Genomic DNA, 25,169 nt, shown 5'->3' with positions numbered 1-25,169 from the left:
GCATGCGTAAGGGGCGCCCCCTCCTCGGAGGGGGCGCCCCTTACGCATGCCGATCTACGAGTCCGGCTCAGTGGCCGGCGGCCTCGTGGCTCGCCTCGCCCGTCGGGGTGGCGGTGCCCGTGGGGGTCGCCGTGCCGGTCGGGGTGGCCGTGGTGGTGGCCGTGGCGGTCGGGGTGGCGACCGGGGCCTTCGGGAGCTCGGACGGGCCGAAGTCCTTGAAGTAGCTCTGCGCCGGGACGACGAAGGCGCGGAGCGCCACGTCGCCGGTCTGGCTCAGCTTGAAGACGACCGCCTGCTGGTCGCCGTTCTTCGCCTCGCGCAGGCCGCCCTCGATCACGGCGGACGCGTTGCCCTGGCCGCCGATGACCACGTAGCCGCCGGCGGGGACGACGATCGGGCCGTTGCCCTCGGCCGCCTTGAGCTTCACGGTGCCGACGGTGCCCGGCAGGGTGATCGACTCGAGGGTCTGGCGGGTCGTGCCGTTGTTGAAGACGGTGGCGGAGACGACCGCCGGACCGACCGCGCCCGGGTCGGGCTGGGTGATCACGAGGGCGTTCTGGACCTTGACGTCGTCCACGGTGACGGCGGCGTTGTCCGGCCGGACGCCGAGCGTCTGTGCGTCGTTGCCCGCACCACAGGCGGACAGGGCGGCGATCGAGATCACGACGGCGGTGGCGGCGAGGGCGCCGCGTCGAAGGCTGCGGCTCACGGCGGCGGCAACTCCTAGGACGTACGGACAGGCTAAGGACGGACTAAAGGTGTGTCAGCGCGCTTAGGTTACCGAGCCGCACTCTCCGTCCCGCACCCGACCCGCCCCCTGCGCACAGGTGCGTCCGCCCGGCACCTCCCCGGCCGGTCACCCAGCCGGTCACCCAGCCGGTCACGTAGCTGTCACCCAGCCGGTCGCGCACCCCACGGCGAGAACTTGCCGTCATGGCCGGAACATGACGCATTGACGTGGCGTTCACATAAGTGTCGTGATCAATTCGGCCGCCGGCCGCGCATTACGCCATGGACGGGACGCCGGCGCCATTCGAGAAACCCCTGCCGAGCAATGTTGATCAATTCGGGAATCCGTCCGTACGGGTGGTCGATCCTCGAACGGAGTACGTGAAGCAGGCCACATCGAACCCGGCAAACCGGGGCATCACCCCTCCTCCCGGCCCCCTCCGAAGCCTGTGACGTCGACGTTTCGCTGCGTCGACGCAGCCGCTCCGACCTGCGAATACCGCCTTCCGGAAGCCCGCCGCAGCACGCGGGCGACGCACTTGTCAAGCCCCGAGATATGCCCTGACCTGCGAAAACGCCATTCAGAAGAAGCCGTATCCGTGTTACCCTGGATAGCCACGGAAGGGGTACCTGTCACATGACGTTCAAGGTTGGCGACACCGTGGTCTATCCCCATCACGGGGCCGCGCTGATCGAGGCCATCGAAACTCGCCAGATCAAAGGCGTGGACAAGACCTACTTGGTGCTCAAGGTCGCGCAGGGCGACCTGACGGTTCGTGTGCCGGCGGACAATGCGGAGTTCGTCGGTGTTCGCGACGTGGTCGGTCAGGACGGGCTGGACCGGGTCTTCGAGGTGCTGCGCGCACCGTACGCAGAAGAGCCGACGAACTGGTCCCGTCGCTACAAGGCAAACCTGGAGAAGCTCGCCTCCGGCGATGTCATCAAGGTCGCCGAAGTGGTGCGCGACCTGTGGCGCCGAGAGCGCGAGCGCGGTCTCTCCGCAGGTGAGAAGCGCATGCTCGCCAAGGCTCGGCAGATCCTGGTGAGCGAGCTGGCGCTCGCGGAGAACACCAACGAGGACAAGGCCGAGGCGCTCCTCGACGAGGTGCTCGCGTCCTGACGCCGGCTCCTGTGTCGCCTGAAGCTGTCTGACGCCTGGCGCACCACCCGCCATGCCCAGCAAGCCCAGCATCAATGCCGCGGTGCCCGTCGGCGCGCTGTGAATCCGATCGATGAATCCCATCGGTTCCATCGATTCCACAGTGCCGTCGCCGGGCACTGCGGCATGTTCGTCTCTCTTCTCTCTCCCGTCCCCCATGGCTCTCGTGGCTCTCGCATGGCGACGCCTCGACCGTCGTCACGGAAGGGCCCGGTCGAGGCGTCGCCACCAGCTTGTTGACGCCATACCCACGACGCCCTCGGAAACAAACCTGCCGGAGTGGAACCGATGACAGACCAAGCGCGTCCTCCTCGCACCGCCGTGGTGATTCCCGCGGCCGGCCGGGGCGTGCGCCTCGGCCCGGGCGCCCCCAAGGCGCTGCGCGCGCTGAACGGCACCCCCATGCTCATCCACGCCGTCCGGGCGATGGCCGCCTCCCGCGCCGTCTCCCTCGTCGTCGTGGTCGCGCCGTCCGACGGCGCCGCCGAGGTGAAGAACCTCCTCGACGCCCACGCCCTGCCCGACCGCACCGACTACGTGGTCGTCCCCGGCGGCGAGACCCGCCAGGAGTCCGTCCACCTCGGCCTCAAGGCCGTCCCGGACGACATCACCACCGTCCTCGTCCACGACGCCGCCCGCCCGCTGGTGCCGGTCGACACCGTCGACGCGGTCATCGAGGCGGTACGGGACGGGGCCGTCGCCGTCGTCCCCGCGCTGCCCGTCGCGGACACCGTCAAGGAGGTCGAGCCGGCCGAGCGTCCGGGCGGCCCCGAGCAGGTCGTCGCCACCCCGGTGCGCGCCCGCCTCCGCGCCGTACAGACTCCGCAGGGCTTCGACCGGGAGACCCTGGTCAACGCCCACGCCACCGTCGCCCTCATCGGGGACGGCGCCACCGACGACGCCGGCATGGTCGAGAAGCTCGGCGCGCCCGTGGTCGTCGTGCCCGGCCACGAAGAGGCCTTCAAGGTGACCCGCCCCCTCGACCTCGTCCTCGCCGAGGCCGTACTCGCCCGCAGGAGGGCCAACGATGGCTTCTGAGCCCACCCCGCAGACCCCGGTCCTTCCCCGTACCGGCATCGGCACCGACGTCCATGCCTTCGAGAAGGGGCGGGAGCTGTGGTGCGCGGGCCTGCTCTGGGAAGGCCCCGACAGCGACGGGTACGGGCTCGCCGGGCACTCCGACGGTGACGTCGCCGCCCACGCCGCCTGCGACGCCCTCTTCTCCGCCGCCGGCATCGGCGACCTCGGCGCCCACTTCGGCACCTCCCGCCCCGAGTGGTCCGGCGCCGCCGGCGTCACGCTGCTCGCCGAGGCCGCCCGGATCGTGCGCGCCGAGGGCTACGAGATCGGCAACATCGCCGTCCAGGTCGTCGGCGTCCGCCCCAAGATCGGCAAGCGCCGCGACGAGGCCCAGAAGGCGCTCAGCGAGGCGGCCGGCGCGCCCGTCTCCGTCTCCGGCACCACGACCGACGGCCTGGGCCTCACCGGCCGCGCCGAGGGGCTCGCCGCGCTGGCGACCGCCCTCGTCTACCCGGTGCGCTGATCCCCGTAAAGCCCGGGGCAGAGCCCAGGCGGCGAAAATCGTCACCCGCGATCCCGAAGGGGTCGCGGGGCACTGCCCCCCGCCCACTACCCTGGTGTGGTGACTATTCGCCTGTACGACACCAGCGCCCGGCAGATCCGTGACTTCACCCCGATCAAGCCGGGCTGCGTCTCGATCTACCTCTGTGGCGCGACCGTGCAGGCCGCCCCGCACATCGGGCACATCCGCTCGGGCCTGAACTTCGACATCATGCGCCGCTGGTTCGACTACCGCGGCTACGACGTCACGTTCATCCGCAACGTCACCGACATCGACGACAAGATCATCACCAAGGGCGCCGAGCAGGGCCGCCCCTGGTGGTCCATCGGCTACGAGAACGAGCGCGCGTTCAACGACGGCTACAAGGCCCTCGGCTGCCTGCCGCCCACCTACGAGCCGCGCGCCACCGGCCACGTCACCGAGATGGTCGAGATGATGCGCGGCCTCATCGAGCGCGGCCACGCCTACGAGGCCGACGGCAGCGTCTACTTCGACGTGCGCTCCTTCCCCGGCTACCTGCAGCTGTCGAACCAGGACATCGACGACCTGCGCCAGCCCGCCGAGGAGGGCATCACCGGCAAGCGCGACCCGCGCGACTTCGCCATGTGGAAGGCGACCAAGCCGGGTGAGCCCGACTGGGAGACCCCGTGGGGCCGCGGCCGGCCCGGCTGGCACCTGGAGTGCTCGGCGATGGCCCACAAGTACCTGGGCTCCGCCTTCGACATCCACGGCGGCGGCCTCGACCTGATCTTCCCGCACCACGAGAACGAGATCGCCCAGGCCAAGGCCTTCGGCGACGACTTCGCGCACTACTGGGTGCACAACGCCTGGGTCACCATGAGCGGCGAGAAGATGTCGAAGTCGCTGGGCAACAGCGTCCTCGTCTCCGAGATGGTGAAGAACTGGCGCCCGATCGTCCTGCGCTACTACCTGGGCACCCCGCACTACCGCTCGATGATCGAGTACAGCGAGGAGTCCCTGCGCGAGGCCGAGGCCGCCTTCGGGCGCATCGAGGGCTTCGTGCAGCGCGCCACCGAGAAGGCCGGGGCGCCCGTCGCCCCCGCCGCCGAGGTGCCGCCGGCCTTCGCCGAGGCCATGGACGACGACCTGGGCGTGCCGCACGCGCTCGCGATCATCCACACCACCGTCCGCCAGGGCAACAGCGCCCTGGCCGCCGACGACAAGGACGAGGCCATCGCCCGGCTCGCCGAGGTGCGCGCCATGCTCGGCGTCCTCGGCCTGGACCCGCTCGACCCGCACTGGGCCGACGAGTCCGACCGCGGCGAGGAGCTGCACGGCGTCGTCGACACCCTCGTACGGCTCGTGCTCGACCAGCGCGAGGCGGCGCGGGCGCGCAAGGACTGGGCGACCGCGGACGCCATCCGCGACCAGCTGACGCAGTCCGGCCTGGTCATCGAGGACAGCCCGGACGGCCCGCGCTGGTCGGTCACCGGCCGCTAGAACCGAGAGAGTGTGCCGTCCGGGGCTCCGGGCGGCACACTTCACTTGGCGGCACACTTCACATACAGACTTCGTACGCAGCAGGCAGAGGAAACAGGTAGTAGTCATGGCCGGGAACAGTCAGCGCAGGGGACGTCGTACGTCCAACAAGAAGGGCGCGACGGTCGGCAGCGGTGGCCAGCGGCGCAAGGGCCTCGAAGGCAAGGGCCCGACGCCCAAGGCCGAGAACCGCAAGGGCCACAAGGCGTACCGCGTCTCCAACGCGATGGCCCGGAACGCGGCCAAGCGCAAGCCCGTCGCCCGCCGCGGCGGCAAGGGCCAGTCGGAGATGGTCGTCGGCCGTAACCCGGTCTTCGAGGCGCTGCGCGACGGCGTGCCCGCCACCACGCTCTACGTGCAGCAGTTCATCGACAACGACGAGCGCGTGCGCGAGGCCCTGAACCTCGCCACCGGCCGCGGCAACATCAACATCATGGAGGCGCCGCGCCCCGAGCTCGACCGGATGACCAACGGCCTGAACCACCAGGGCCTCGTCCTCCAGGTCCCGCCGTACGAGTACGCGCACCCCGAGGACCTCGCCGAGGCGGCCTACGACGACCACGAGGACCCGCTGATCGTGGCCCTCGACGGCGTCACCGACCCGCGCAACCTCGGCGCCGTCGTCCGTTCCGTCTCCGCGTTCGGCGGCCACGGCGTGGTCGTGCCCGAGCGGCGCGCGGCCGGCATGACCGCGGGCGCCTGGAAGACCTCGGCCGGCACCGCCGCCCGCACCCCGGTGGCCCGCGCCACCAACCTGACCCGCTGCCTGGAGCAGTACCAGAAGGCCGGGCTCACCGTCGTCGGCCTGTCGGCGGACGGCGACACCGAGGTGCACGAGCTGGAGGCGCTCTCCGGCCCGGTCGTCATCGTGGTCGGCTCCGAGGGCAAGGGCCTGTCCCGCCTCGTCGGCGAGACCTGCGACTTCCTCGTCCGCATCCCGATGCCCGGCGGCGCCGAGTCGCTGAACGCCGGTGTGGCCGCGGGCGTGGTGCTGTACGAGGCGGCGCGCCGCCGCATGGGCTGACCCGAACGAGTTAATCCCCCCGGCCGTGATCTTGACGGGCCTCGGACATTTCGGGGCCGTCAAGGCAGTGTCCTAACCGCGCGTCACTCGGTTAGATGAGTGTGGACACCAGAACGCCCCGGCCGGGGTTCGACGATCAGCCCGCGCTGAGCATGGTCAAGGTGGATTCCGATCCCGCCCAGGTGATCGTGAACCACGCCAGCTTCCGTGTGCGGCTCGCGGCGGCCGGCCAGCCGAAGTTCGCCGCGAACCCCCGTCTCGCGGCGCTCGCCGGAGCCGCCGGGATGACCGGTGTCGCCGCCGGCGGCGCCGCGGGCCGCCGCCGGCCCGTCGTCTGGACCGGCAAGTCGGCCCCCGGCGCGACCGGACTGCTGCAGGCCGTCCGCGCCTCCGCCGACCCCGACCGGCCGGGCGGCGTCTCCACCCTGGAGCCGACCACCCAGACCATCCCGCGCATCACCGACACGATGCCCACCCCGGTCGTGCCGTCCGGCCCCGCCGCCCCACTGCTGCCGCCGATGCGGCGCGCGGAGGGGGCGTACGACGAGGTGTACGAGCTCGGGCCCGACGGGTACGCGGACCAGGGCGCCGACCCGGACGCCCGCGGCGCCCACCGGCACGGCGCGGACGCGGTCCGGCACGCCTACTACCCCGGCCGCCGGATGAACCTCGGGGTCGTGCTCCTCCCGCTCCGGGTCTTCCTCGGCTTCATCTCCATCTACGCGGGCATGGGCAAGCTCTGCGACCCCGTCTACTTCGACGGCGGCGAGCGCGGCTCCATGGTCAAGTGGCTGAACTCGCTGCACCCCTGGGCGCTGGCCGAGCCGCTGCGCGACTTCGCCCTCCAGCACCCGGTCGGCGCCGGCCTCACCGTCGCCTTCCTCCAGGTCGTCGTCGGCGTCCTCACGGTCCTCGGCCTGTGGCAGCGCGTCGCCGCCGTCGTCGGCGGCCTGCTCTCCGCCGCCCTCCTGCTGACCGTCAGCTGGAAGACCGTCCCGGTCTACGACTCGGCCGACATCATCTACCTGGCCGCCTGGTCGCCGCTGATCATCGCCGGCGCCCCCGTCTACTCGGTCGACGGCCGCCTCGCCGGCGAGGCCTGGCGGACCCTCGGCCCGCGCTCCGAACTGTGGGAGCTGCGCCGCCGGGTGCTGCGCCGCGGCACCGTCGTCGCCGCCGTGGTCGTCGGCCTCACCCTGCTCATCGGCTCGATGCTGGGCGGCGCGGTGCGCTCGACCACCATGGTCACGGTGCCCGGGCCGAACGAGGACCCGGTCAACCACCTGCCGGGCGAGCCGCTGCCGGCCGAGCCGGGCACGACCACCCCGTCCCGTACGGCCACCAAGAGCCCGCGCCCCACGGCGACCAGCGGGGCGGCCGGCACCAAGGAGCCGACGAAGGAGGCCACCCCGTCGGAGTCGGCGCGCGAGTCGACCCGCACGCAGCAGCGCAGCCCGAGCGCCTCGACCACCACGCGGAGCCCGAGCCAGACGCGTACGACCTCGCCGAGCTCGTCGTCCTCGGACTCCACCTCCGGCGGCACCAGCGGCACCCCGACGAGCGGCAGCAGCACGGGCGGCGGCTCGTCGGACGGCGGCTCGACCTCGGGCGGGGCGCGGAACCCGATCGGCGGCCTGCTGGGCTGACGGATCCGGCCAAGCGAGAGGGGCTGCACCACGAACGCGTGGTGCAGCCCCTCTCGTATGCCCTCAGGATTCAGGCGGAGGGCTCAGGCCTGCGCGGCGAGCTCCTTGGCCGCCTCCGTGAGGTCCTTCGCGGTGTCGATGGCCCGCCAGTACGCCCCCTGGGGCAGCGGGAAACCGGCCAGGCGCCGCTCACGGGCCAGCCGGGGGAAGGTGGTGCGCTCGTGGTCGCCGCGGTCCGGCAGGAGGCCGGTGAAGGCGGGGGAGAAGACGTACACGCCGGCGTTGATGAGGTACGGCGACGGCGGCGCCTCGATGAAGTCGGTGATGTGCCCGAAGGCGTCGGTCTCGACGGCGCCCCAGGGGATGCGCGGCCGGGCCAGGGCGAGGGTCGCGGTGGCGTCGCGCTCGGCGTGGAACTCGGCCATCTCGCGCAGCGAGAAGCGGGTCCAGATGTCGCCGTTGGTGGCGTACCAGGGGCGGTCGGGGTCGGGCAGGTGCGCGGCGGCGTACTTGAGGCCGCCGCCACGGCCCAGCGGCTCGGACTCGACGACCGTGGTCACCTTCAGCGGCAGCTCGGCGGTCTCCAGCCACTCCTGGAGCACCTCGGCGAGATGGCCGCAGGACACGACGGCGTCGGTGACTCCCTCGGCGGCGAGCCAGGACAGCTGATGGCCGATGATCGGGGTCCCGGTGCCCGGGATCTCGACCATCGGCTTGGGGCGGTCATCGGTGTACGGGCGGAGCCGCGAGCCCTGGCCGCCCGCCAGGACCACGGCCTGCGTCGGGGAGGAGTTCATACCCGGAACGATATGCGGACCGGGCCCCGCTCAGCTCGCGTGCATGACGCCGTAGGCGAAGGACGTGTCGCAGACCGGGCGGGAGAACGTCTGGGCCTTGGTCGGGCCGTAGCGCTGGACGGCGGCGGTGCCGAGCGAGCGGGCGATCGACATGCAGTGCTTGGCGAGCGACGGGCGGTTCTCCACCTCGCGCTGCAGGTGGGTCAGGGCGACCGCGGGGTCCTTCTCCTGGAGCTCTGCGAGGAGCTTGTCGCGGAGAACGTCCTGCGGGGCACGGGACTTGGCCCGGGTGGAGACGTCCGTGGACGACGCGGTCAGCATCTGGGTCCCGGAGCCATGGCCGACCCACGGAACGGCGGACACCGCGAGCGTTCCGGAGAGCACCAGGACGACGGGCAGGACGAGGGCGAGAGTTCGGCCGATACGGCGGGCAGTGTGCGTCACGCAGGTGAGCGTAGCGGCCAGTAGTGAATTGGCGACATTTAGTCACTCTCGCGAGGGACGGTTCGAGGCGCCTTTTCGAATCCCGTGTTGACGCCGAGGTGGTGGCGGGTGCCCGATTGCCCAGTTCTGCCGGGGTTTTCGCCGACTTCGGGTTTCATGCCTCCTGTACGCCAACGGCCCCGCACCCGCAAGCGGGAACGGGGCCGTCAGGAGCGGCCTGGAGAGGGCGCGTGGGGGCGGGGCGGGGCGTCAGTCTGAGAGGCGCTCGCCGGTGGAGGTCGAGAACACGTGCAGCTCGGCCGGGCGCGGCACGACCTGGAGCGTGGAGCCCTTGGCCGGCACCTCGCGGCCGCCGACGCGGACCACGACGTCCTTGTCCTCGCCGCCGACGCGGGTGGAGCCGTAGACGAAGCCGTCGGAGCCGAGCTCCTCGACCACGTTCACGGTCACGGCCAGGCCGTCCTTGCTGGTGGCGCTCTGCACGTCGAAGTGCTCGGGGCGCACGCCGACGGTGACCGTCGTGTCGCCCTTGGCGGCCGCGGCGGCGATGGCCTCGCGGGACACCGGGACGACGCTCTCGCCGAACTTCACGCCGCCGTCGGTGATCGGGACCTCGATCAGGTTCATGGCCGGGGAGCCGATGAAGCCGGCGACGAAGAGGTTCGCGGGCTTGTCGTACATGTTGCGCGGGGTGTCGACCTGCTGCAGCAGACCGTCCTTCAGGACCGCGACCCGGTCGCCCATGGTGAGCGCCTCGGTCTGGTCGTGCGTCACGTACACGGTCGTGATCCCGAGGCGGCGCTGCAGGCTCGCGATCTGCGTACGGGTCGAGACGCGCAGCTTGGCGTCGAGGTTCGACAGCGGCTCGTCCATGAGGAACACCTGCGGCTCACGCACGATGGCGCGCCCCATCGCGACGCGCTGCCGCTGACCGCCGGAGAGCGCCTTGGGCTTGCGGTCCAGGTACTCGGTCAGGTCGAGGATCTTCGCCGCCTCCTCGACCTTCGTGCGGATCTCGCTCTTGTTCACGCCGGCGATCTTGAGCGCGAAGCCCATGTTGTCGGCGACGGTCATGTGCGGGTACAGCGCGTAGTTCTGGAACACCATGGCGATGTCCCGGTCCTTCGGCGGCAGGTGCGTGACGTCCCGGTCACCGATGCGGATGGCGCCGGCGGTGACGTCCTCCAGACCGGCCAGCATGCGCAGAGAGGTCGACTTGCCGCAGCCGGAGGGGCCGACGAGAACGAGGAACTCGCCGTCGGCGATCTCGATCTCCAGCTCGTTGACGGAGGGCTTTTCGGCGCCGGGGTAGACCAGCGTCGCCTTGTCGTAGGTGACAGAAGCCATGGTGATGTGTCCCTTCACCGGCAGGAACGTGCCGGACGATCCGAGTAAAGGAAGGATGTGGTGTAGTCCACCTGGGTGAACTCCGGGTGACGCTACCTGGCGATGCCCGATCTGTCAGCAGTCCGGGGGACGTGAGATTTCCGACCAGGGGCGGGCGGCGGTTCGTTACACTGCACTCGCTGCCTCCTTAGCTCAGCTGGCCAGAGCACCGCTCTTGTAAAGCGGGGGTCGTCGGTTCGAACCCGACAGGGGGCTCTGTCTGTCTCGTGTCCCGGACCCCTCAGGGTCCGGGACACTTGTGCGTTACGGGGGCGGATGCGCGCAGGGTGTCACCGGGGAGGGGTGCGGCGGATGGGTCGGCGTTCCAGTGGGTTGATCGGGGTCTGGGCCGAGGCGCAGCGGCAGGCGCAGCGGGAGCGTGAGGGGCGGCAGCAGGCGGTGCTGCGGCAGCAGCGGGACGCCGAGCGGGCGCTGCGGGCGCACGAGCGCGATGTGGCGCGGATGCACCGGGAGCAGCGGGCGGAGTACCGGCGGCACCGGGACGCGGACGCGCTGCGGCGGACCCGGGAGCTGGACGAGCGGGTGGCGGCCCTGGAGGGGCTGCTGGTCGCGGGCTGCCGGAGCCGGCCGTTCTCGGTGGAGGGGCTGCGGCAGCCGGAGGAGGTGGCGCCGTTCGCGCCGGGCCCGCTGGGCGAGCCGGTGGCGATGCCGGACCAGCGCCTCTACCGGGACCGGGCCGGGTTCGAGCGGGACTGGTACGCGGCCCAGGCGGCGGAGGCCCGGCGGGTCGAGCAGCTGGCGGCGTACCGGAGGCAGTACGACGAGTGGGCGGCGGCGCGGCTGGCCGAGATCCGGGCGCACAACGCCGGGATCGCGGGGACCGGGACGGCGCTGCGGGACGGCGATCCGGACACGGTGGTCGAGTACTTCTCGGCGGTGCTGTACGCGTCGACGGCGTGGCCCGACGGGTTCCCGCGGCAGGTCTCGGCCGCGTTCGACCGGGCGTCCCGCGGCCTCGCCCTGGAGTGGGACCTGCCGGGCTACGAGGTGGTGCCGGCCGCGAAGGGGATCAAGTACCTGCCCAGCACGGATCAGGAGAAGGAGGTCCCGCGGCCGGTGTCGCAGCGGCGGGCGCTGTACCGGGGGGTGCTGGCGCAGAGCGTGCTGCTCGCGCTGCGGGAGCTGTTCGCCGCGGATCGCTCCGGGGCGTTGGAGCGGGTGACGCTGAACGGCTTCGTGGAGGGCGTCGATCCGGCCACGGGGGTGGCGGGCCGGGTCTGTGTGGCGTCGGTGGCGGTCGAGCGGCGGACCTTCGAGGAGCTGAACCTGGAGCTGGTCAGCCCGCTGGAGTGCCTGACCGGGGCGCTGTCGGGGCGGCTCTCGGCGAAGCCCGACGAGCGGGTGGCGGTGCAGCCGCTGCTGCTGCCGGAGCAGGTGGGCTCGGGCTCGGGAGGCTCAGGGGTGGTGTCGCAGGGGGACGGCGAGGAGCCGGATCTGCTGGCGATGGATCCGATCGCCTTCGAGGGTCTGGTGGCGGAGTTGTTCCGGTCCCGGGGCCTTCAGGCGGTGACGACGCAGCGGTCGAACGACGGCGGGGTGGACGTGGAGGCGTTGGATCCCGATCCGATCAGTGGCGGTTCGATCATCGTGCAGGTGAAGCGGTACCGGAACACGGTGCCGCCGAGCGCGGTGCGGGATCTGTTCGGGACGGTGCAGAGCGCCGGGGCGAACAAGGGGGTCCTGGTCACGACGTCGAAGTTCGGCCCCGGCTCGTACGCCTTCGCCAACGGCAAGCCGCTGACACTGATATCGGGTACGGAGCTGGTGGAGCTGCTGCGGCAGCACGGGCTGCGAGGCCGGCTCGGGTCGGGGGACGCGGCGTCGGCGTCCGGGCCGGTGCCGACGCCGACGTTGGTGGAGCCGGTGCGGGCTCCGGTGGAGGCGGACGAGGACTTCAACCTGCTCGGGATGGTGTGGTCGGGGTCGGTGGCGCTCGATGTCTGCGCGCTGGTGTGCGCGGGGAGCCGGGTGCTCGGCGACGACTGGTTCGTCTTCTTCAACAACCCGGCCACGGTGGACGGTTCGGTGGCGATGGTGACACCGCCCGCGGGGGACAAGGCGGCGGTACGGGTGGGTTTCGACGCGCTGCCGGCGGGTGCCGACCGGTTGGTCCTGGTGGCCGCGGTGGATCCGGAGGTGAACCCGGACGCGGATCTGGCGGGGTTCGTGGACGCGGGGATCGTGCTGCGGGACGACGCGGGCGCGGAGTTGGACCGCTTGGTGGTGTCGGACGGGCGGCCGGGTGAGACGGCGCTCGTTCTGGGGTCGTTCCGGCGGCGGGCGGGCGGCGACTGGGACTTCGTCCTTGGCGGCAAGGGGTACGGGGGCGGGCTCGCGGAACTGGTGGGGGACTTCGGTATCGAGGTGGAGTGAGCGCCTGGGCGCGGGGGTCTGGTGGGGGTGCCCCTCGGGGACGGGGGAGTGTCAGAGCAACGGCCTAAAGTGGTATGCGGGTTGGGATCGCCGGGGAGCACTGGGGGAGGTGCGGATGGCTGTCAGGTATGTCGTTTCGCCGCGGGGCGGACGCCGGGCGTACGGGGACATCGCGTCCGCGCTCGCGGAGGCGGGGCGGCGGGGGCGGCCGGCGCGGATCGAGATCGAGCCGGGGCACTACGCAGGGCCGCTCGTCGTGCGCGGTGAGGTCGAGCTGGTGGCGCGGGGCGAGCCCGGGTCGGTCGTGGTGAGCGCGCCGCAGGGGACGGTCCTCGACGCCGCCGGTGCGGTGCGGGTGTCGGGGCTCGTCATCGAGGGGCGGGACGCCGACGTGGTGCGCTGCGAGGCGGGGACCCTCACCGTGGAGCAGGGGGAGATCCGGGCGTATCAGGGGTGTGGGGCCGTGTACGCGGCGCGCGGCACCGCTGTCACGCTGCGGGAGACCGCCGTGCTGCACGGCTGGGTCGTCTTCGCCGGGTCGGGCGGTCTGGTGGAGCGCTGTGAGTTCCGGGACGGCACGGGCAACGCGCTCGCCGCGACCGAAGGCGCTCGGGTGGTGGTGCGGGACAGCCGGTTCGCGAGGGCGCGGATCCACGGCATCCGGGTGATCGGCGCGCATGCCGAGGTGTCCGGCTGCGCGTTCACCGGCATCGGCAAGGCCGCCCTGGCGGCGGACGGGCAGGGCTGGCTGGCCGTGGCGGACTGCGCCGTGGACGACGTGCACACGGACGGCATCGCGTATGTGGAGCAGGCGGGCGGCACGGTGGAGCGCACCCGGGTCAGCGGCGCCGAGCACGGCATCGCGGTGGTGAGCGGCGCGGACCCGGTGGTGCGTGGTTGCGCGTTCGTCCGGTGCCGGGACACCGGTATCAACGTGCGGGCGGAGGGGCGCGGCCGGTTCGAGGAGTGCGAGGTCGCCGAGGCCGGGAACGTCGCGGTGTACGTGTCCGAGGGCGGCGCCCCGGAGGTGAACGGTCTGCGGGTGGTGGGCGGCAACGTCGGTGTCGTCGTCACGGGTACGGGTTCGCGGGGCACCTTCCGCGGGGTGCGGGTCGCGGACCTGCGGAGCGTGGCGCTTCGGGCGTACGAGGGCGGGAAGGCCGTCTTCCGGGATGTGCGGGTGGAGCGCTGTGCGACGCATCTGGAGACGCGGGGCGACGCGGGGACGACGGCCGAGGTGGAGGGCGGGGTGTTCCGGGACTTCTCCCTGTCGGCCGTGGAGGCCATCGGGCTCTCACGGGTGATGCTGCGTCATGTCACGGCTGAACGCGGCATGGTGGGTTTCGCCGTCGCGGAGGAGGCACAGCTGTTCGTCGCGGACTGCGGCGTGCGGGAGGTGGAGTCGGCCGGGGTGGGGGCACTGGGGAAGGGGCGTCTGGTGGCGGAGCGGCTCAGTGTGAGCGGCTCGGGGGCGATCGGTCTCTTCGCTCGCGACCAAGCCGTTCTGGACGTCTCCGACAGTGACTTCGCCGACTGCGCGGACATGGGGGCGTTCTTCATGGACAAGGCCGGCGGAAGGTTCGTGAGGTGCACCGTCTCCGGTACGCGCGGGGTGGGCGTGGTGCACAACGGGCTGGTGTCGCTGGTCGCGTTGGAGAGTTCGCTGCCGGTGAAGGAGTGGGCGGAGAAGGAGAACCCGGCGCCGCCCACGCACGTCACGTACAACAACCACGTGACGGTGCACGGTGGTGTGAGGGATGCCCAGATCGCCGTGGGCAACGAGCGGGTCGAGATGAATCAGCAGATCGCCCGGCAGCACAGTGACGAGGACGGAGCTCCCGCATGAACGATCCCCAGCACCAGACCCCGGGGCTGCACATCCACGGCTCGGTGTCCGGATCCCAGATCGCCGTGGGCAACGAGCAGGTCACCCAGAACCAGATCAACCACACCGCGGCCGCGGAGGTCGCCCCGGAGCACGCCGAGCTCGCCGAGCTCGTACGGGAGCTGCTGCTGCGGCTGCCCGAGCAGGGGCTCGGCGACCCGGAGCGCGAGGACACCGAGGCGGCGGCCCACGAGGTCCTGGACACGATCAGCGGGACCGCCGAGCCGGAGCCGGGGCGGCTGCGGCGCGCCCTCACCCTGCTGCGGGGCGCGCTCGCCCCGGTCGCCACCGGGGTGGCGGCGGGGGCGACGGCCGGGTCGCAGCAGTGGGCGCAGAACGCGATCGCGAGCCTCACCGGGATGTGAACCCGGCGCCGCCCCCGCTCGTAGGCGCTACCGGCCGCTGAGGCGGTTCGCGATGACCGCGATGCGGTCGGTGGTGGCGCTGCGCGCGGCGGTCTCGCGGCGGTCGGCGGCGCGGAAGGCGGCGTACATGGTCTGCACGCCGAGCCAGCGCAGTGGTTCCGGCTCCCACTTGCGCACCCGGTGGTTGACCCACGGCAGTGCGGTGAGGTCGGTGGGGCCGGCCTGGCCGGAGTCCTGCTGGATGAGGTCGCGCAGGGTGCGGGCGGCGAGGTTGGTGGTGGCGACGCCGGAGCCGACGTAGCCGCCCGCCCAGCCGAGGCCGGTGGAGCGGTCGAGGGTGACGGTGGCGCACCAGTCGCGGGGCACGCCGAGGACGCCGGACCAGGCGTGGGCGACCCGTACGCCCGCGAGCTGTGGGAAGAAGCGGATCAGGATCTCGCGCAGGGCCTCGACCGTCTGCGGCTGGGTGCGGCCGTCGTTGTCGGTCTTCGAACCGTAGCGGTACGGGACGCCCCGGCCGCCGAGCGCGATGCGGCCGTCGGCGGTGCGCTGGGCGTACATGTAGGCGTGCGCCATGTCGCCGAGGGTCTCCAGGCCGGTCCAGCCGATCGACTCCCACTGGGCGTCGGTGAGCGGCTCGGTGGCGATCATGGAGGAGTTCATGGGGAGCCAGGTGCGGCGCTGGCCGGCGAGGGAGGCGGTGAAGCCCTCGGTGCAGCGCAGCACGTACGGGGCGCGGACCGTGCCGTACGGGGTGACGGCGTGCTTGGGGCGGATCTCGGTGACCGGCGTGGATCGTGGATGGTCACGCCGAGCGCCTCGACGGCGGCGGCCAGGCCCTTGACCAGCTTGACCGGGTGGAGGCGGGCGCCGTGCGGGGTCCAGGAGGAGCCGACGGCGCCGGTGACGCGGATGCGGTCGGCGGTCTCGCGGGCGCCGTACAGCTCGCGGTCCTTCTCACCGAAGGCGATCTCGACGGCGTGGAAGTCCTTGAGGCGGGCGAGCTGGGCGGGGGAGGTGGCCACTTCCAGGACGCCGCCGCGGTGGAGGTCGGCGTCGATGCCCTCGGCGGCGCAGACGTCGACGACCTCGGTGACGGTGTCGTTCATGGCGTGCTGGAGGCGTACGGCGGCCTCGTGGCCGTGTTCCTTGGCGTAGCGGTCGCGGCCGGCGATGCCGTTGTAGAGCCAGCCGCCGTTGCGGCCGGAGGCGCCGTAGCCGCAGAAGGCGGCCTCCAGGACGGTGATGTTCAGGAAGGGGACGGCCTTCTTGAGGTAGTAGGCGGTCCACAGGCCGGTGTAGCCGCCGCCGACGATGCAGACATCGGCGGTCGTGTCGCCGGGCAGCGGTTCGCGGGGCGCGGGGGCGCCCTCCTGCGCGTACCAGAAGGAAATTCCGCCGTTGACGGTGCTGCTCGGGCCGGCCGGGCTGGTCGTGCTCATGTGTATCCCTCTTCCGGGTTCGTGCGCGGAGGTTACCCGGGGGCGCGGCGGCGATCCAGAGGCCTAGGCTCGGTCGGGTGATCGAGATCCCGGCGGAACTGGCGGCGTCGCAGGCGAAGTACAACGGGGAGGCGGGGCGCGCCTTCATCGCCGCCTTGCCGTCACGGGCGGAGGAGTTCCTGGAGCGGTGGGGGCTGCGGGTGACGGGCCCGTCCATGCACGGGGTCGCGTCTCTGGTGCTGCCGGTGGTGGTGGCGCGGGACGGTGTCCCGGCGGCGCTGAAGCTCCAGCTGCTCGACGAGGAGACGGCGGGCGAGCCGGTCGCGCTGCGGGCGTGGGCGGGGGACGGGGCCGTACGGCTCCTGGCGCACGACCCGGGGACGGGCACGATGCTGCTCGAACGAGCCGATGCAGGGCGGCATCTGTCGCGGGTGGCGGACGCGCGCGAGGCGGTCGGGATCCTGGCGGATCTGCTGGCCCGGCTTGCCGCGGTGCCGGCGCCGCCCGGCCTTCGGCGGCTCGGTGACATCGCGGCGCGGCTGGTGGACCGTACGCCCGCCGCGGCGGCCCGGCTCGCGGACCCGGACGAGGCGGCGCTGCTGCGGGACTGCGCGGCGGCGGTACGGGAGGTCATGGGCGAGCCCGGCGACCGGCTGCTGCACTGGGACCTGCACTACGACAACGTCCTGGCCGCCGAGCGCGAGCCGTGGCTGGCCATCGACCCCAAGCCGCTGTCCGGCGACCCCGGCTTCGAGCTGCTCCCGGCGCTGACGAACCGGTGGGACCCGGATCCGGCGGAGACCCGGTGGCGCTTCGACCTGCTCACGGAGCGGCTCGGTCTCGACCGGGCGCGGGCCCGGGCGTGGACGCTGGGGCGGGTGCTGCAGAACGGGCTGTGGGAGGTCGAGGACGGCGCACCGGCCCTCGACCCCGACCAGGTGTCCATTGCGCGGAACCTGCTGGCCAGGCACCCCTGACGGGGTGCACCCTGACCTCATGATCCGTACCGCCAGGCCTGCCGACGTCCCCCACATCCACCGCATGGTCCGCGACCTCGCGGAGTACGAGAAGGCCCTCGACGAGGCCCGCGCCACCCCCGACCAGCTCCACGAGGCCCTGTTCGGCGACCGCCCGGCCGCCTTCGCCCACATCGCGGAGACCGACACCGGCGAGATCGCCGGCTTCGCGCTCTGGTTCCTCAACTTCTCCACCTGGCGCGGCGTCCACGGCATCTACCTCGAAGACCTCTACGTCCGCCCCGACCTCCGCGGCGGCGGCCACGGCAAGGCCCTCCTCACCGAACTGGCCCGCATCTGCGTGGAGCGCGGCTACGAGCGCCTGGAGTGGTCCGTCCTGAACTGGAACAAGCCCTCCATCGACTTCTACGAGTCCCTGGGCGCCCGCCCGCAGGACGAGTGGACGGTCTACCGGCTCACGGACGGGGCGCTGAAGACGCTGGGTGCGGCGTAGCAGCAGGCCAGGAGAGGTCAGCCGGACGTGGGAACGGGCCGGTCGGGGCTGTCCAGCCAGGCCCACTCCGCCGCGTCCGGGGTGGTGGTCAGCCCGAACCGCTCCGGGCCGGGTCGGCCGACGTGCTCCCACCAGACGTACGCGGCCTCCACTTCGTTCCAGAGCCGACGAGGGCCGTGCTGCCAGACGGTGAACCGGTCGTCCGACTGGCCATCCCAGTCCACGGCCGCCCAGGACGTGGCGTCGGTCGTCGCGACCCACAACCTGGAGGCGACCCCTTCCACGTCGGGGTTGTCGTGCCATGTCCGCCAGACATCGCGGAGCTGGAGGCCGACGGCGAACTGGGCCGCCCAGTCGTCGCCCGTGACCGCCCACGGGGACAGCGTGGTCCATGACTCGTCCGGCCGGTGGTCGTCGCGGACCACATCCCGGAAGATCCTCAGGTCCGTGCGCTGGCCCCGCATGAGCATGAACGCGGAGTGGGGAGAGAACCGCCCCGACGCGTCGCCCCGGTCGGACACCTCCAAGCGCAGCAAGCCGTAGCAGATCCACGGGCTCTCCCAGGGGGTGAGGACGACCCCGCCGGGTCGGGTCTGCTGCACCCAGGCCCGAGGGACGGATCGCACGGAACAGGTGGCCTCTACCCGGTCGTACGGCCCGGAGGACGAGTGACCCCGGGCGCCGTCCCCGCAGATGACCGTCGGTGCCAGGCCCAGCTTGCGCAGACGTACGTCCGCGTCCGTCGCCAGGACCGGGTCCACCTCCACCGTCGTGACGTTCTTCGACCCCACACGGTGGGCCAGGAGACCCGCGTTCCACCCGGTCCCCGTACCGATCTCCAGGACGTGGTGTCCGTCGGCCACGTCCAGCATGTCAAGCATCCGGAACACGATGGAAGGGTCCGACGCGGACGACGAGGCCCACCGCTCCTGGTTGCCGGGGTCATGGCCGTCGTTGACCTGGGTCACCACGGAGTCGGCGGTGTACGCGGCCCGCAGCCATGTCTCGGGTGCCTCGGCACGGGCGCAGGGGGTCAGCTCCTCGCCCAGGTAGATGCGTTCCGGGAGGAAGCGGTGGCGGGGCACCGCCCAGGCAGCGCGCTCCCATTCGGGAGCCAACGGCTTCTCCAGGTCGTTGTTGACCGCGCCGAGCAGATCGCGCATGGCGATCTGCTCGGACGCCGACAGTTCGGGTGTCATCGCCTGCGCTAGTCCTTCTTGTGCTTCGGCGGGTCCTTCGGCTTGGCCGTGTCCGACGATGGCTTGGACGTGCCCGGGTCCTTCCCGCCGGAGTGCTGCCCGTTGCCTCCGCTTCCGCCCTTACCCGTTCCCCATCCCATTCCGTGCTCCTCTTGGTTGTGGACTGTCAGGTCGAGCCGTGTCAGCTCGGGATGTGCCCGCCCTGGGTGGGTGACCGCCAGGGCCGGGAGTCTCACGTGGAGCCCTCCAGTCGCTCCACCAGGGCCACGTCCTCAAACCTCCTGGCGAACGTCGCGTGGTCCTTGTTGCGGCCCGTGTGCTCCATGCACTGGTCATCCACGTGGCCCACGTCCGTGCTGGGCCTGGCTTCCCACTCGCACTCGCCATGCAGGCATCGGGCCGACGCTGTGGCTTCCGAATCGGGATGCCGCTTGATCCGGTGCGCAACGAACCGGAGAACCGTCCGGGCGGTCACTGCTCGACCGCCGGCACCGGGGTGGTGAAGACGCGGACCCGGCCCAGCTCCTCCGACGGCGGCGCCCGCAGCTCGTCCGGCGGGACCGCCCACTCCCGGCCCCCGCCCGGTGGACGGAGATACACGCTCCCCGCGCAACTGCGGTCCACCCGGCCCAGCGTTCCGTTCGAGTCCACCGCGTACCGACTGGCGCTTGGATGCCATTCCTCGGCCATGTCTCACCGTCACCTCCAGCGCTCCGAATGCCTTGAGCTCAAAGCACGTTAGGAGTCCAGAGCGCTGCGTGGCGGCGCTGATTCGCCTTGATTCGAGCGGTGCCGAGTCTTGTTCGTGGTGATTCTCAGGTGAGGTCCAGGGACCGGCGGGCGCGTGTGATCACGCGGTGGGCATCGGGGCCGTAGACGGCGGAATCGGCGAGTGTCTGCCAGACCCGCTGGTACACGCCGACGGTCGGCGCATCGTTCAGCCAGAGTTCCGCGTGCCAGTCCTCGACGATGGCCAGGCGGTCGTCGTACAGCCAGAACGCGTTGGCCGGCGGGAGCCTGAGAGGTGCCCCAAGGGGGACGATTCCCAGGGTTACGGTATCGAGCCCGAGAACGCCCATGAGCCGGTCCAGTTGGGCTGCCAGCACCGGCGGCGGGCAGACGAGGGCGTGGAGGGCCGCCTCCCACATGACGATGTGGAAGCTCTTTCCCGGGGCGTACAGCATCTCCTGGCGCCGCACGCGGGCCCGCACGGCCTCCTCCACGTCTCGGACGGACTGGTGGAGGTCGACGTGCTGGTTGAACACGTGGCGGGCGTAGTCGGGGGTCTGGAGCATCCCGACGACTATGGAGCCCTGCCAGGCTCGAAGCGTCCTTGACCGCTCGTACTCGGCGGTCAGAGTGTCTTGGACCGGCTTGTGCCCGGCGGCGAGCTGACGCTGCCAAGAGCGAGATCGGGACTCCAAAGTCCGTAGCCGGGTGATCAGCTCATCGGCGGCTTCAGGGTGCCCTGTCGCCTGTGCCCATGCGTGGAGGTCGTCGGACGTGGCGGTCTGGCGTCCGGTCTCCAGTTTGCTGACCTTCGACTGGGGCCAGTGCAGCACCGCCGACAGTTCCCGGCCCGTGAAACCCCGAGCGGCGCGCAGCTCACGGAGCCGCGCGCCGAGGGCCACCCGGGCCTGTTGGAAGTCGGTACTCACTCGGTGGAAGGTACCTGGGCCTCGAACTGGTCGTATGGGATCGCGTGGTGCCAAGCGGCGTCGCGGACCTGGCAGGCGCGCAGGACCTCCACCGGGTCCGTGATCAGTTCGACGCCGGTCATGTGGTCGTCACCATCGAAGCGAAGTCGTGCGATGACGCGCGAATCAAACAGCCAGAAGTCCTCCTCGGGGAGCTTCAGCCGCTCGGCGTCGCTCCGCCCCAGGTTCCGGATGTCCTCCCCTACGGCACTGTTCCGGCGGGCGTTGTCCAGGAGGTAGCGCTGGCCAAGGCTCGGCGGGTTGTCCACGATGCGTACCCGCTCGAACCGTTTGCCGAGTGCGGACTGTTCGCGCCGGGACACACACCACGGGGCGTCCAGGTCCCATCCGGCATCCTCGCCCCGGGCGAACCTGGCGTACGTCTCCGTCTCCTCGTCCGACGCGTACCGGCGGCGGGTCTCCAGCCGCCAGGCGGTGTGCTCGAAGGTCTCGAACATCCCGCCGAACTCCTCAAAGCTGATCACCATCGGCACCCGGTCCGCATCCCTTGGCGCGAAGTCGGCCAGGAGCACGCGAGGCACCACCACGAACCCCTCACCGGGCTTGACGTTGCGGAGTTGGGCCACGTCGTCGGGGTTGGTCACAGCGTCTCCTTGTACCAGGACCTCACCCGTGTCCAGGTCTTCGTACAGCGTCGGACAGCCGTCGTTGCCGGAGTTGGTGCCGATGAAGCGAAGTCGCCTTGCCAACGTCGTTTCCCCTCTCGCCCGGATGGCCCGATTGGGCCGCGTCCAGGATGGAACCGCCGATGGTGTTCTGTCCGCCGTGATTCTCGAATATTCGCGAATCGTTGAGAGGCTGCCCGATGCTGCGCCCCGCGGCTGTGTGCTCGAATTTTGGGGTGCTAGATGCCTTAGTGGGGCATGCGAACATTAGTGCGCAGTTCACTAGTTCTGGTGAAGTGAGGGTGAGCGGCGCCGTTTGTGAGAAGTGCACCCCATTGCTTGCAAGGCCAAGCGCGCCGGAGTTCCACTGGTGTACGTGAATCCGGCATACACCAGCCAGGAATGCTCGCTGTGCCACCACATCGACAGACGTAACCGGCCCGCACAGGCCCGGTTCGCATGCAGGTCCTGCGGCTTCGTTGAGCACGCCGACCTGAACTCGTCCCACAACATCTCCCTACGCGGTTGGTGGATGTGGGTCTGCGGGGCCGAGTCACAGGCCCCTGCGCTTACCCTCGTCGCGTGAGCGCTGGACGCAGCCGGGACCCATCACGGCCAGTGATGATCCGAGCAGCAAGCCCGGGCCGCCAGCCCTGGGCAGTTGACGGGGCACTCCTGGGACGTCCTCGGGATCTAGCATCCCGGAGAACTGACTACGGGATCAGGACCACCTTGCCGATCGTGCCCCGCGTCTCCAGCGCCCGGTGGGCCCGTGCCGCCTCCGCGAGGGGGAAGCGGTGGACCGCCGGGCGCAGGGTGCCGTCGGCCGCGGCGGCGAGGGCGGCGAGTTCGAGGTTGCGGATGTCGCCGCCGGCCTTCTGGAGCATGACGGGGCCGAGGACGGACTCCGAGGTGATGCCGCGGGCGGCGAGTTCGTCGGGGGTGAAGGTGAGCGGCTCGCCGTCGTGGAGGCCGGCGCCGGACCAGCCGAAGACGAGGTGCTGCCCGCCCTTGCCGAGCAGGTCGACGGCGGCCCGTCCGGTGTCGCCGCCCACCGAGTCGAAGACGACGGTCGCGGTGCGGTTCCCGAGGGCGTCGAGGTAGGCGCGGACCTCGGACGGCCAGTCCGGCGCCGTGTAGTCGACGGCGAGGTCCGCGCCGTTCGCGCGGACCCGGGCCACCTTCTCGGGGCCGCCGGCCAGGCCGATGACGACGGCGCCCGCGTTCTTCGCGTACTGCACGAGCAGGGTGCCGATGCCGCCCGCCGCGGCCGGGACGACGGCCACCGAGTCCGGGCCGAGCTCGGTGAACTGCAGGATCCCGAGCGTCGTACGGCCCGTGCCGATCATCGCGACCGCCTCCGCGTCCCCGAGGTGCTCGGGCAGCGCGTGCAGGCGGGCCGCGTCGGTGACGGCGAGCTCCGCGTAACCCCCGGGTGCCATGCCGAGGTGGGCGACCACCCGGCGGCCGAGCCACGCCGGGTCGGTGCCCTCGCCGAGGGCGTCGACCGTGCCGGCGACCTCGCGGCCGGGGACGGTGGGCAGGGCGGCGGGCGCCGGGAAGGGGCCGGTCCCGCCCTCGCGCAGGGCCGTGTCGAGGAGGTGCACGCCGGCCGCCGTCACCTTGACGCGGACCTGGCCGGGGCCCGGGACCGGGTCCGGGACCTCCTCGTACGTCAGGTTCTCGGCCGGGCCGAAGGCGTGGAGGCGGATGGCGTGCATGGTGGGCTCCCCGGTGATCGACGGATATGCATCGACGGATGCGCTCGACGTCGTACAGCCTCTGACCTCAAGCGGACTTGAGGTCAAGGGGTTCGATACGGAGGTGCTCCGCCCGCATCGCCAGCGACACCGCCTCCACCGCGCTCGTGAACGACACCTCCGCCAGCACGCCCGGCGCCGCCACCTGGTCGCCCGCCAGGTACACGCCGTCGCCCCGGTCCACCGCCGGCCGGTCCCGCCAGGTCGTGCCGGGGCGGTCCACCGCGCCCGTACGTCCGTTGGACACCGCCTCGCGCCGCCACACCGCGCGCTCGCGCCAGCCCGCGAAGCCCAGGTCGAGCAGCCGCTCCGCGTGCGCGACGCCGTCCGCCTTCGACTCGCCGGGGGCGATCGGCAGCTGCGCCTGGATCAGCTCCTGGCCGGCCGGGGCGAGGCCCGGGTCCTGGGTGGTGAACCGTTCCACCCAGCCCGGCGCGTCCAGGTCCGAGATCGCGAACGGGTCGCCCTTACGGCTGCGCAGCGCCAGGTCGAACAGGACCGTGCGGCCCGACTCCCAGGTCAGCGACGGGTCGCCGAGCAGCCGGGCGGCGGCGGGCAGCGCGGTCGCGACGACCACCGGGCCGGCGTCGCGGGGCAGGTCGCCGAGCGCGTCGATCCGGGCGGAGGTCTCGATCCGTACGCCCGTCTGCCGGGCGCGCTCCGCCATCCGCCCGATCAGCCGGCCCCAGCCGCCCTTGACGAAGTGCGCCTCGGGCGGGAGGGCGGCGGCCCGGTGCAGCCGTTCCTGGACGAAGCGGGCGGACAGGGCGCCCGGGTCGTGGTGGTAGAGCGCCACTCCGCTGTACGCGGCGGCGGCGCGGGCCGCCTCCGGGCCGGCGAGGCGGGTCGCCCAGGTGCGGAAGTCGACGTCGACCGGCGCCTGTTCGCCCGTACGGAGCGTCTGGCGCAGCATCCCGAGCGGCGGCACCCGGCGCAGCGCTCCGCGGTGGTGGAAGCGCAGCCTGGCCGCCTCGCGCAGCGGGAGCGGGGCGAGCTCGCCGATCAGGCCGCGCTGGTGCAGCCAGGTCCAGTGGGGGCCGCCGTTGTAGAGCGCGTGCGGGCCGTCGTTGGTCAGGTACGGGCCCTCGGCGGTGCGGGCGCGGCCGCCGAGGGTGTGGTGGGCCTCGTACAGGGTGACCCGGGCGCCCGCCTCGGCGGCGGTGACGGCCGCGGTGAGTCCGGCGAAGCCGCCGCCGATGATCGTGATCTTCCGCATCTCTCGTCTCCCTCGTGTGGGGTTACGAAGACGGGACGGGTGGCGGGGCCCTGGTTGTGACATCGGCGGCGGGGGAATGTCAGTGGCGTGCGTCACGATGGATGCCATGAAGAGGAAGAGTCAGCGGGGCGGCGTCGCGAGGCCCCGCGAGCCCGAGGTCCGGCTGCCCCCGCTGGAGCCGTACGAGGGCGGTCTGGAGCCCGACGGGGACTATGACGGCCTGGAGCTCACCGGCCTGGACCTGGCCGGCCAGGACGGCGTGGGGGCGCGCTTCCTCGACTGCGCGCTGCGCGACTGCGGGCTCGACGGGGCCCGGCTGACGGCGGCGCGGCTCCTCGATTCGGTGCTCACGGGGGTACGGGGGGTGGGCACCGATCTCGCGGGGGCGCAGCTGCGGGACGTGGAGCTGGTGGACGCGCGGCTCGGCGGGGCGCAGCTGCACGGGGCGGTGTTTGGGGGTGCCTCCACGCCCCCTGGGGCGTAGGGGGAGGGTGAGGGTGAGAGGGGGGAAGATCGACTATCTGAACCTTCGGAAGGCGAGGCTGAAGGACGTCGTCTTCGACGGGTGCGTGCTCGACGAGCCGGACTTCGCGGGCGCGGTGCTTGGGGGCACCTCCCACGCCGAAGGCTGTGGGGGAGGGTGGAGTTCCGGGACTGTGTGCTGACGGGGGCGGACTTCAGCGGGGTGCGGCTGAAGGACGTGGATCTGCGGACGGTGCAGCGGCTCGGGATCGCGCGCGGGGTGGACGCGCTGGCGGGGGCGGTGATCTCCACGGCGCAGCTGCTCGACCTGGCGCCGGTGTTCGCGGCGCAGTTGGGGGTGCGGGTGGAGGACGCGTAGGTCGAAG

General features: G+C 71.9%; 21 protein-coding genes, 1 tRNA gene and 3 pseudogenes. 14 read left to right on the top strand and 11 right to left on the bottom strand.

Annotation, left to right across the window (positions count from 1 at the left end):
• Positions 1–67: 67 nt before the first annotated feature.
• A complete protein-coding gene (locus tag KV205_RS27740) occupies positions 68–709 on the bottom strand; it encodes a DUF461 domain-containing protein (protein WP_265867384.1) in 642 nt (213 codons plus the stop codon).
• Between the two features lie 657 nt (positions 710–1,366).
• Between KV205_RS27740 and KV205_RS27735 the strand changes: the two genes are divergently transcribed.
• The 6 genes from KV205_RS27735 to KV205_RS27710 all read left to right on the top strand — a co-directional run bounded on the left by KV205_RS27735 (position 1,367) and on the right by KV205_RS27710 (position 7,640).
• Complete coding sequence (locus tag KV205_RS27735) at positions 1,367–1,849, top strand: CarD family transcriptional regulator (protein ID WP_003953493.1); 483 nt, start codon at positions 1,367–1,369, stop codon at positions 1,847–1,849.
• Between the two features lie 327 nt (positions 1,850–2,176).
• Positions 2,177–2,926 carry a 2-C-methyl-D-erythritol 4-phosphate cytidylyltransferase gene (gene ispD / locus KV205_RS27730; protein WP_265867369.1) on the top strand — a complete coding sequence of 250 codons (750 nt, stop codon included), beginning with the start codon at positions 2,177–2,179 and terminating at the stop codon, positions 2,924–2,926.
• Positions 2,916–3,431 (top strand): 2-C-methyl-D-erythritol 2,4-cyclodiphosphate synthase, encoded by a 516-nt coding sequence (gene ispF, locus KV205_RS27725; protein ID WP_265867368.1) that lies wholly within the window; start codon positions 2,916–2,918, stop codon positions 3,429–3,431. Before ispD ends, ispF begins: the two co-directional genes overlap by 11 nt.
• A gap of 99 nt (positions 3,432–3,530) precedes the next feature.
• The gene (cysS, locus tag KV205_RS27720) at positions 3,531–4,931 is read left to right on the top strand and encodes a cysteine--tRNA ligase (protein ID WP_265867367.1); all 1,401 of its coding nucleotides are present in this window, start codon (positions 3,531–3,533) and stop codon (positions 4,929–4,931) included.
• 106 nt (positions 4,932–5,037) lie between these two features.
• Entirely contained in the window at positions 5,038–5,994 is a 957-nt protein-coding gene (rlmB, locus tag KV205_RS27715; protein ID WP_265867366.1) for a 23S rRNA (guanosine(2251)-2'-O)-methyltransferase RlmB, read from the top strand.
• A 95-nt stretch (positions 5,995–6,089) separates the two neighbouring features.
• Entirely contained in the window at positions 6,090–7,640 is a 1,551-nt protein-coding gene (locus KV205_RS27710; protein ID WP_265867365.1) for a DoxX family membrane protein, read from the top strand.
• Between the two features lie 83 nt (positions 7,641–7,723).
• Here the strand turns inward: KV205_RS27710 and KV205_RS27705 are convergent, their stop codons facing one another.
• From KV205_RS27705 to KV205_RS27695, 3 genes are all read right to left on the bottom strand, one after another.
• On the bottom strand, positions 7,724–8,437 hold the full coding sequence (locus KV205_RS27705) for a nucleotidyltransferase family protein (protein WP_265867364.1): 714 nt from the start codon (positions 8,435–8,437) through the stop codon (positions 7,724–7,726).
• Between the two features lie 30 nt (positions 8,438–8,467).
• The gene (locus KV205_RS27700) at positions 8,468–8,881 is read right to left on the bottom strand and encodes a hypothetical protein (RefSeq protein ID WP_265867363.1); all 414 of its coding nucleotides are present in this window, start codon (positions 8,879–8,881) and stop codon (positions 8,468–8,470) included.
• Positions 8,882–9,130: 249 nt separating this feature from the next.
• Complete coding sequence (locus KV205_RS27695) at positions 9,131–10,228, bottom strand: ABC transporter ATP-binding protein (protein WP_265867362.1); 1,098 nt, start codon at positions 10,226–10,228, stop codon at positions 9,131–9,133.
• Positions 10,229–10,409: 181 nt separating this feature from the next.
• On the opposite strand from KV205_RS27695, the gene KV205_RS27690 reads away from it, so the two are divergent.
• The 4 genes from KV205_RS27690 to KV205_RS27675 all read left to right on the top strand — a co-directional run bounded on the left by KV205_RS27690 (position 10,410) and on the right by KV205_RS27675 (position 14,911).
• Positions 10,410–10,483 (top strand) — tRNA-Thr (locus tag KV205_RS27690).
• Positions 10,484–10,579: 96 nt separating this feature from the next.
• Positions 10,580–12,661, top strand: coding sequence for a restriction endonuclease (locus KV205_RS27685; protein ID WP_265867361.1), 2,082 nt, complete (start codon positions 10,580–10,582; stop codon positions 12,659–12,661).
• A 115-nt stretch (positions 12,662–12,776) separates the two neighbouring features.
• Entirely contained in the window at positions 12,777–14,507 is a 1,731-nt protein-coding gene (locus tag KV205_RS27680) for a right-handed parallel beta-helix repeat-containing protein (RefSeq protein WP_265867360.1), read from the top strand.
• Positions 14,504–14,911, top strand: coding sequence for a hypothetical protein (locus KV205_RS27675; RefSeq protein ID WP_265867359.1), 408 nt, complete (start codon positions 14,504–14,506; stop codon positions 14,909–14,911). Before KV205_RS27680 ends, KV205_RS27675 begins: the two co-directional genes overlap by 4 nt.
• Before the next feature lie 27 nt (positions 14,912–14,938).
• On the opposite strand, the pseudogene KV205_RS27670 reads toward KV205_RS27675, so the two are convergent.
• A pseudogene (locus KV205_RS27670) lies at positions 14,939–16,353 on the bottom strand (NAD(P)/FAD-dependent oxidoreductase).
• A gap of 53 nt (positions 16,354–16,406) precedes the next feature.
• On the opposite strand from KV205_RS27670, the gene KV205_RS27665 reads away from it, so the two are divergent.
• Together KV205_RS27665 and KV205_RS27660 are read left to right on the top strand one after the other, a co-directional pair.
• Entirely contained in the window at positions 16,407–17,330 is a 924-nt protein-coding gene (locus tag KV205_RS27665) for an aminoglycoside phosphotransferase family protein (RefSeq protein ID WP_374214736.1), read from the top strand.
• A gap of 19 nt (positions 17,331–17,349) precedes the next feature.
• Positions 17,350–17,823, top strand: coding sequence for a GNAT family N-acetyltransferase (locus tag KV205_RS27660; RefSeq protein WP_265867357.1), 474 nt, complete (start codon positions 17,350–17,352; stop codon positions 17,821–17,823).
• 17 nt (positions 17,824–17,840) lie between these two features.
• On the opposite strand, the gene KV205_RS27655 is transcribed toward KV205_RS27660, so the two are convergent.
• From KV205_RS27655 to KV205_RS27640, 4 genes are all read right to left on the bottom strand, one after another.
• Entirely contained in the window at positions 17,841–19,022 is a 1,182-nt protein-coding gene (locus KV205_RS27655) for a methyltransferase domain-containing protein (RefSeq protein ID WP_265867356.1), read from the bottom strand.
• Between the two features lie 471 nt (positions 19,023–19,493).
• Entirely contained in the window at positions 19,494–19,622 is a 129-nt protein-coding gene (locus tag KV205_RS27650) for a hypothetical protein (RefSeq protein WP_265867355.1), read from the bottom strand.
• Positions 19,623–19,837: 215 nt separating this feature from the next.
• Entirely contained in the window at positions 19,838–20,680 is an 843-nt protein-coding gene (locus KV205_RS27645; RefSeq protein WP_265867354.1) for a helix-turn-helix transcriptional regulator, read from the bottom strand.
• Positions 20,677–21,429 carry a DUF6879 family protein gene (locus tag KV205_RS27640; protein WP_265867353.1) on the bottom strand — a complete coding sequence of 251 codons (753 nt, stop codon included), beginning with the start codon at positions 21,427–21,429 and terminating at the stop codon, positions 20,677–20,679. The genes KV205_RS27645 and KV205_RS27640 overlap by 4 nt, the downstream gene beginning before the upstream one ends.
• A 250-nt stretch (positions 21,430–21,679) precedes the next feature.
• Between KV205_RS27640 and KV205_RS27635 the strand changes: the two are divergent.
• Positions 21,680–21,913 (top strand): annotated as a pseudogene (locus KV205_RS27635) (zinc ribbon domain-containing protein); the annotation flags it as partial.
• 145 nt (positions 21,914–22,058) lie between these two features.
• Here KV205_RS27635 and KV205_RS27630 read toward each other — a convergent pair.
• Together KV205_RS27630 and KV205_RS27625 are read right to left on the bottom strand one after the other, a co-directional pair.
• Complete coding sequence (locus KV205_RS27630; RefSeq protein WP_265867352.1) at positions 22,059–23,066, bottom strand: zinc-binding dehydrogenase; 1,008 nt, start codon at positions 23,064–23,066, stop codon at positions 22,059–22,061.
• Positions 23,067–23,133: 67 nt separating this feature from the next.
• A complete protein-coding gene (locus tag KV205_RS27625) occupies positions 23,134–24,321 on the bottom strand; it encodes an NAD(P)-binding protein (RefSeq protein ID WP_265867351.1) in 1,188 nt (395 codons plus the stop codon).
• A gap of 106 nt (positions 24,322–24,427) precedes the next feature.
• Here KV205_RS27625 and KV205_RS27620 point away from each other — a divergent pair.
• Positions 24,428–25,162: pseudogene (locus tag KV205_RS27620) on the top strand (pentapeptide repeat-containing protein).
• Positions 25,163–25,169 lie beyond the last annotated feature (7 nt).

This window comes from Streptomyces sp. SKN60, assembly GCF_026236535.1.
Taxonomy (GTDB): domain Bacteria; phylum Actinomycetota; class Actinomycetes; order Streptomycetales; family Streptomycetaceae; genus Streptomyces.
Note: the sequence above shows the minus strand (reverse complement) of the source record. Positions and strands in the feature narration are given on the sequence as shown.

Bases quoted from the DNA above. Each gene is read 5' to 3' on its own strand.
- KV205_RS27735 (WP_003953493.1), top strand. From the start codon at position 1,367: ATGACGTTCAAGGTTGGCGACACCGTGGTCTATCCCCATCACGGGGCC.
- ispD (WP_265867369.1), top strand. From the start codon at position 2,177: ATGACAGACCAAGCGCGTCCTCCTCGCACCGCCGTGGTGATTCCCGCG.
- ispF (WP_265867368.1), top strand. From the start codon at position 2,916: ATGGCTTCTGAGCCCACCCCGCAGACCCCGGTCCTTCCCCGTACCGGC.
- rlmB (WP_265867366.1), top strand. From the start codon at position 5,038: ATGGCCGGGAACAGTCAGCGCAGGGGACGTCGTACGTCCAACAAGAAG.
- KV205_RS27710 (WP_265867365.1), top strand. From the start codon at position 6,090: ATGAGTGTGGACACCAGAACGCCCCGGCCGGGGTTCGACGATCAGCCC.
- KV205_RS27705 (WP_265867364.1), bottom strand. From the start codon at position 8,437: ATGAACTCCTCCCCGACGCAGGCCGTGGTCCTGGCGGGCGGCCAGGGC.
- KV205_RS27695 (WP_265867362.1), bottom strand. From the start codon at position 10,228: ATGGCTTCTGTCACCTACGACAAGGCGACGCTGGTCTACCCCGGCGCC.
- KV205_RS27685 (WP_265867361.1), top strand. From the start codon at position 10,580: ATGGGTCGGCGTTCCAGTGGGTTGATCGGGGTCTGGGCCGAGGCGCAG.
- KV205_RS27680 (WP_265867360.1), top strand. From the start codon at position 12,777: ATGGCTGTCAGGTATGTCGTTTCGCCGCGGGGCGGACGCCGGGCGTAC.
- KV205_RS27675 (WP_265867359.1), top strand. From the start codon at position 14,504: ATGAACGATCCCCAGCACCAGACCCCGGGGCTGCACATCCACGGCTCG.
- KV205_RS27660 (WP_265867357.1), top strand. From the start codon at position 17,350: ATGATCCGTACCGCCAGGCCTGCCGACGTCCCCCACATCCACCGCATG.
- KV205_RS27655 (WP_265867356.1), bottom strand. From the start codon at position 19,022: ATGACACCCGAACTGTCGGCGTCCGAGCAGATCGCCATGCGCGATCTG.
- KV205_RS27630 (WP_265867352.1), bottom strand. From the start codon at position 23,066: ATGCACGCCATCCGCCTCCACGCCTTCGGCCCGGCCGAGAACCTGACG.
- KV205_RS27625 (WP_265867351.1), bottom strand. From the start codon at position 24,321: ATGCGGAAGATCACGATCATCGGCGGCGGCTTCGCCGGACTCACCGCG.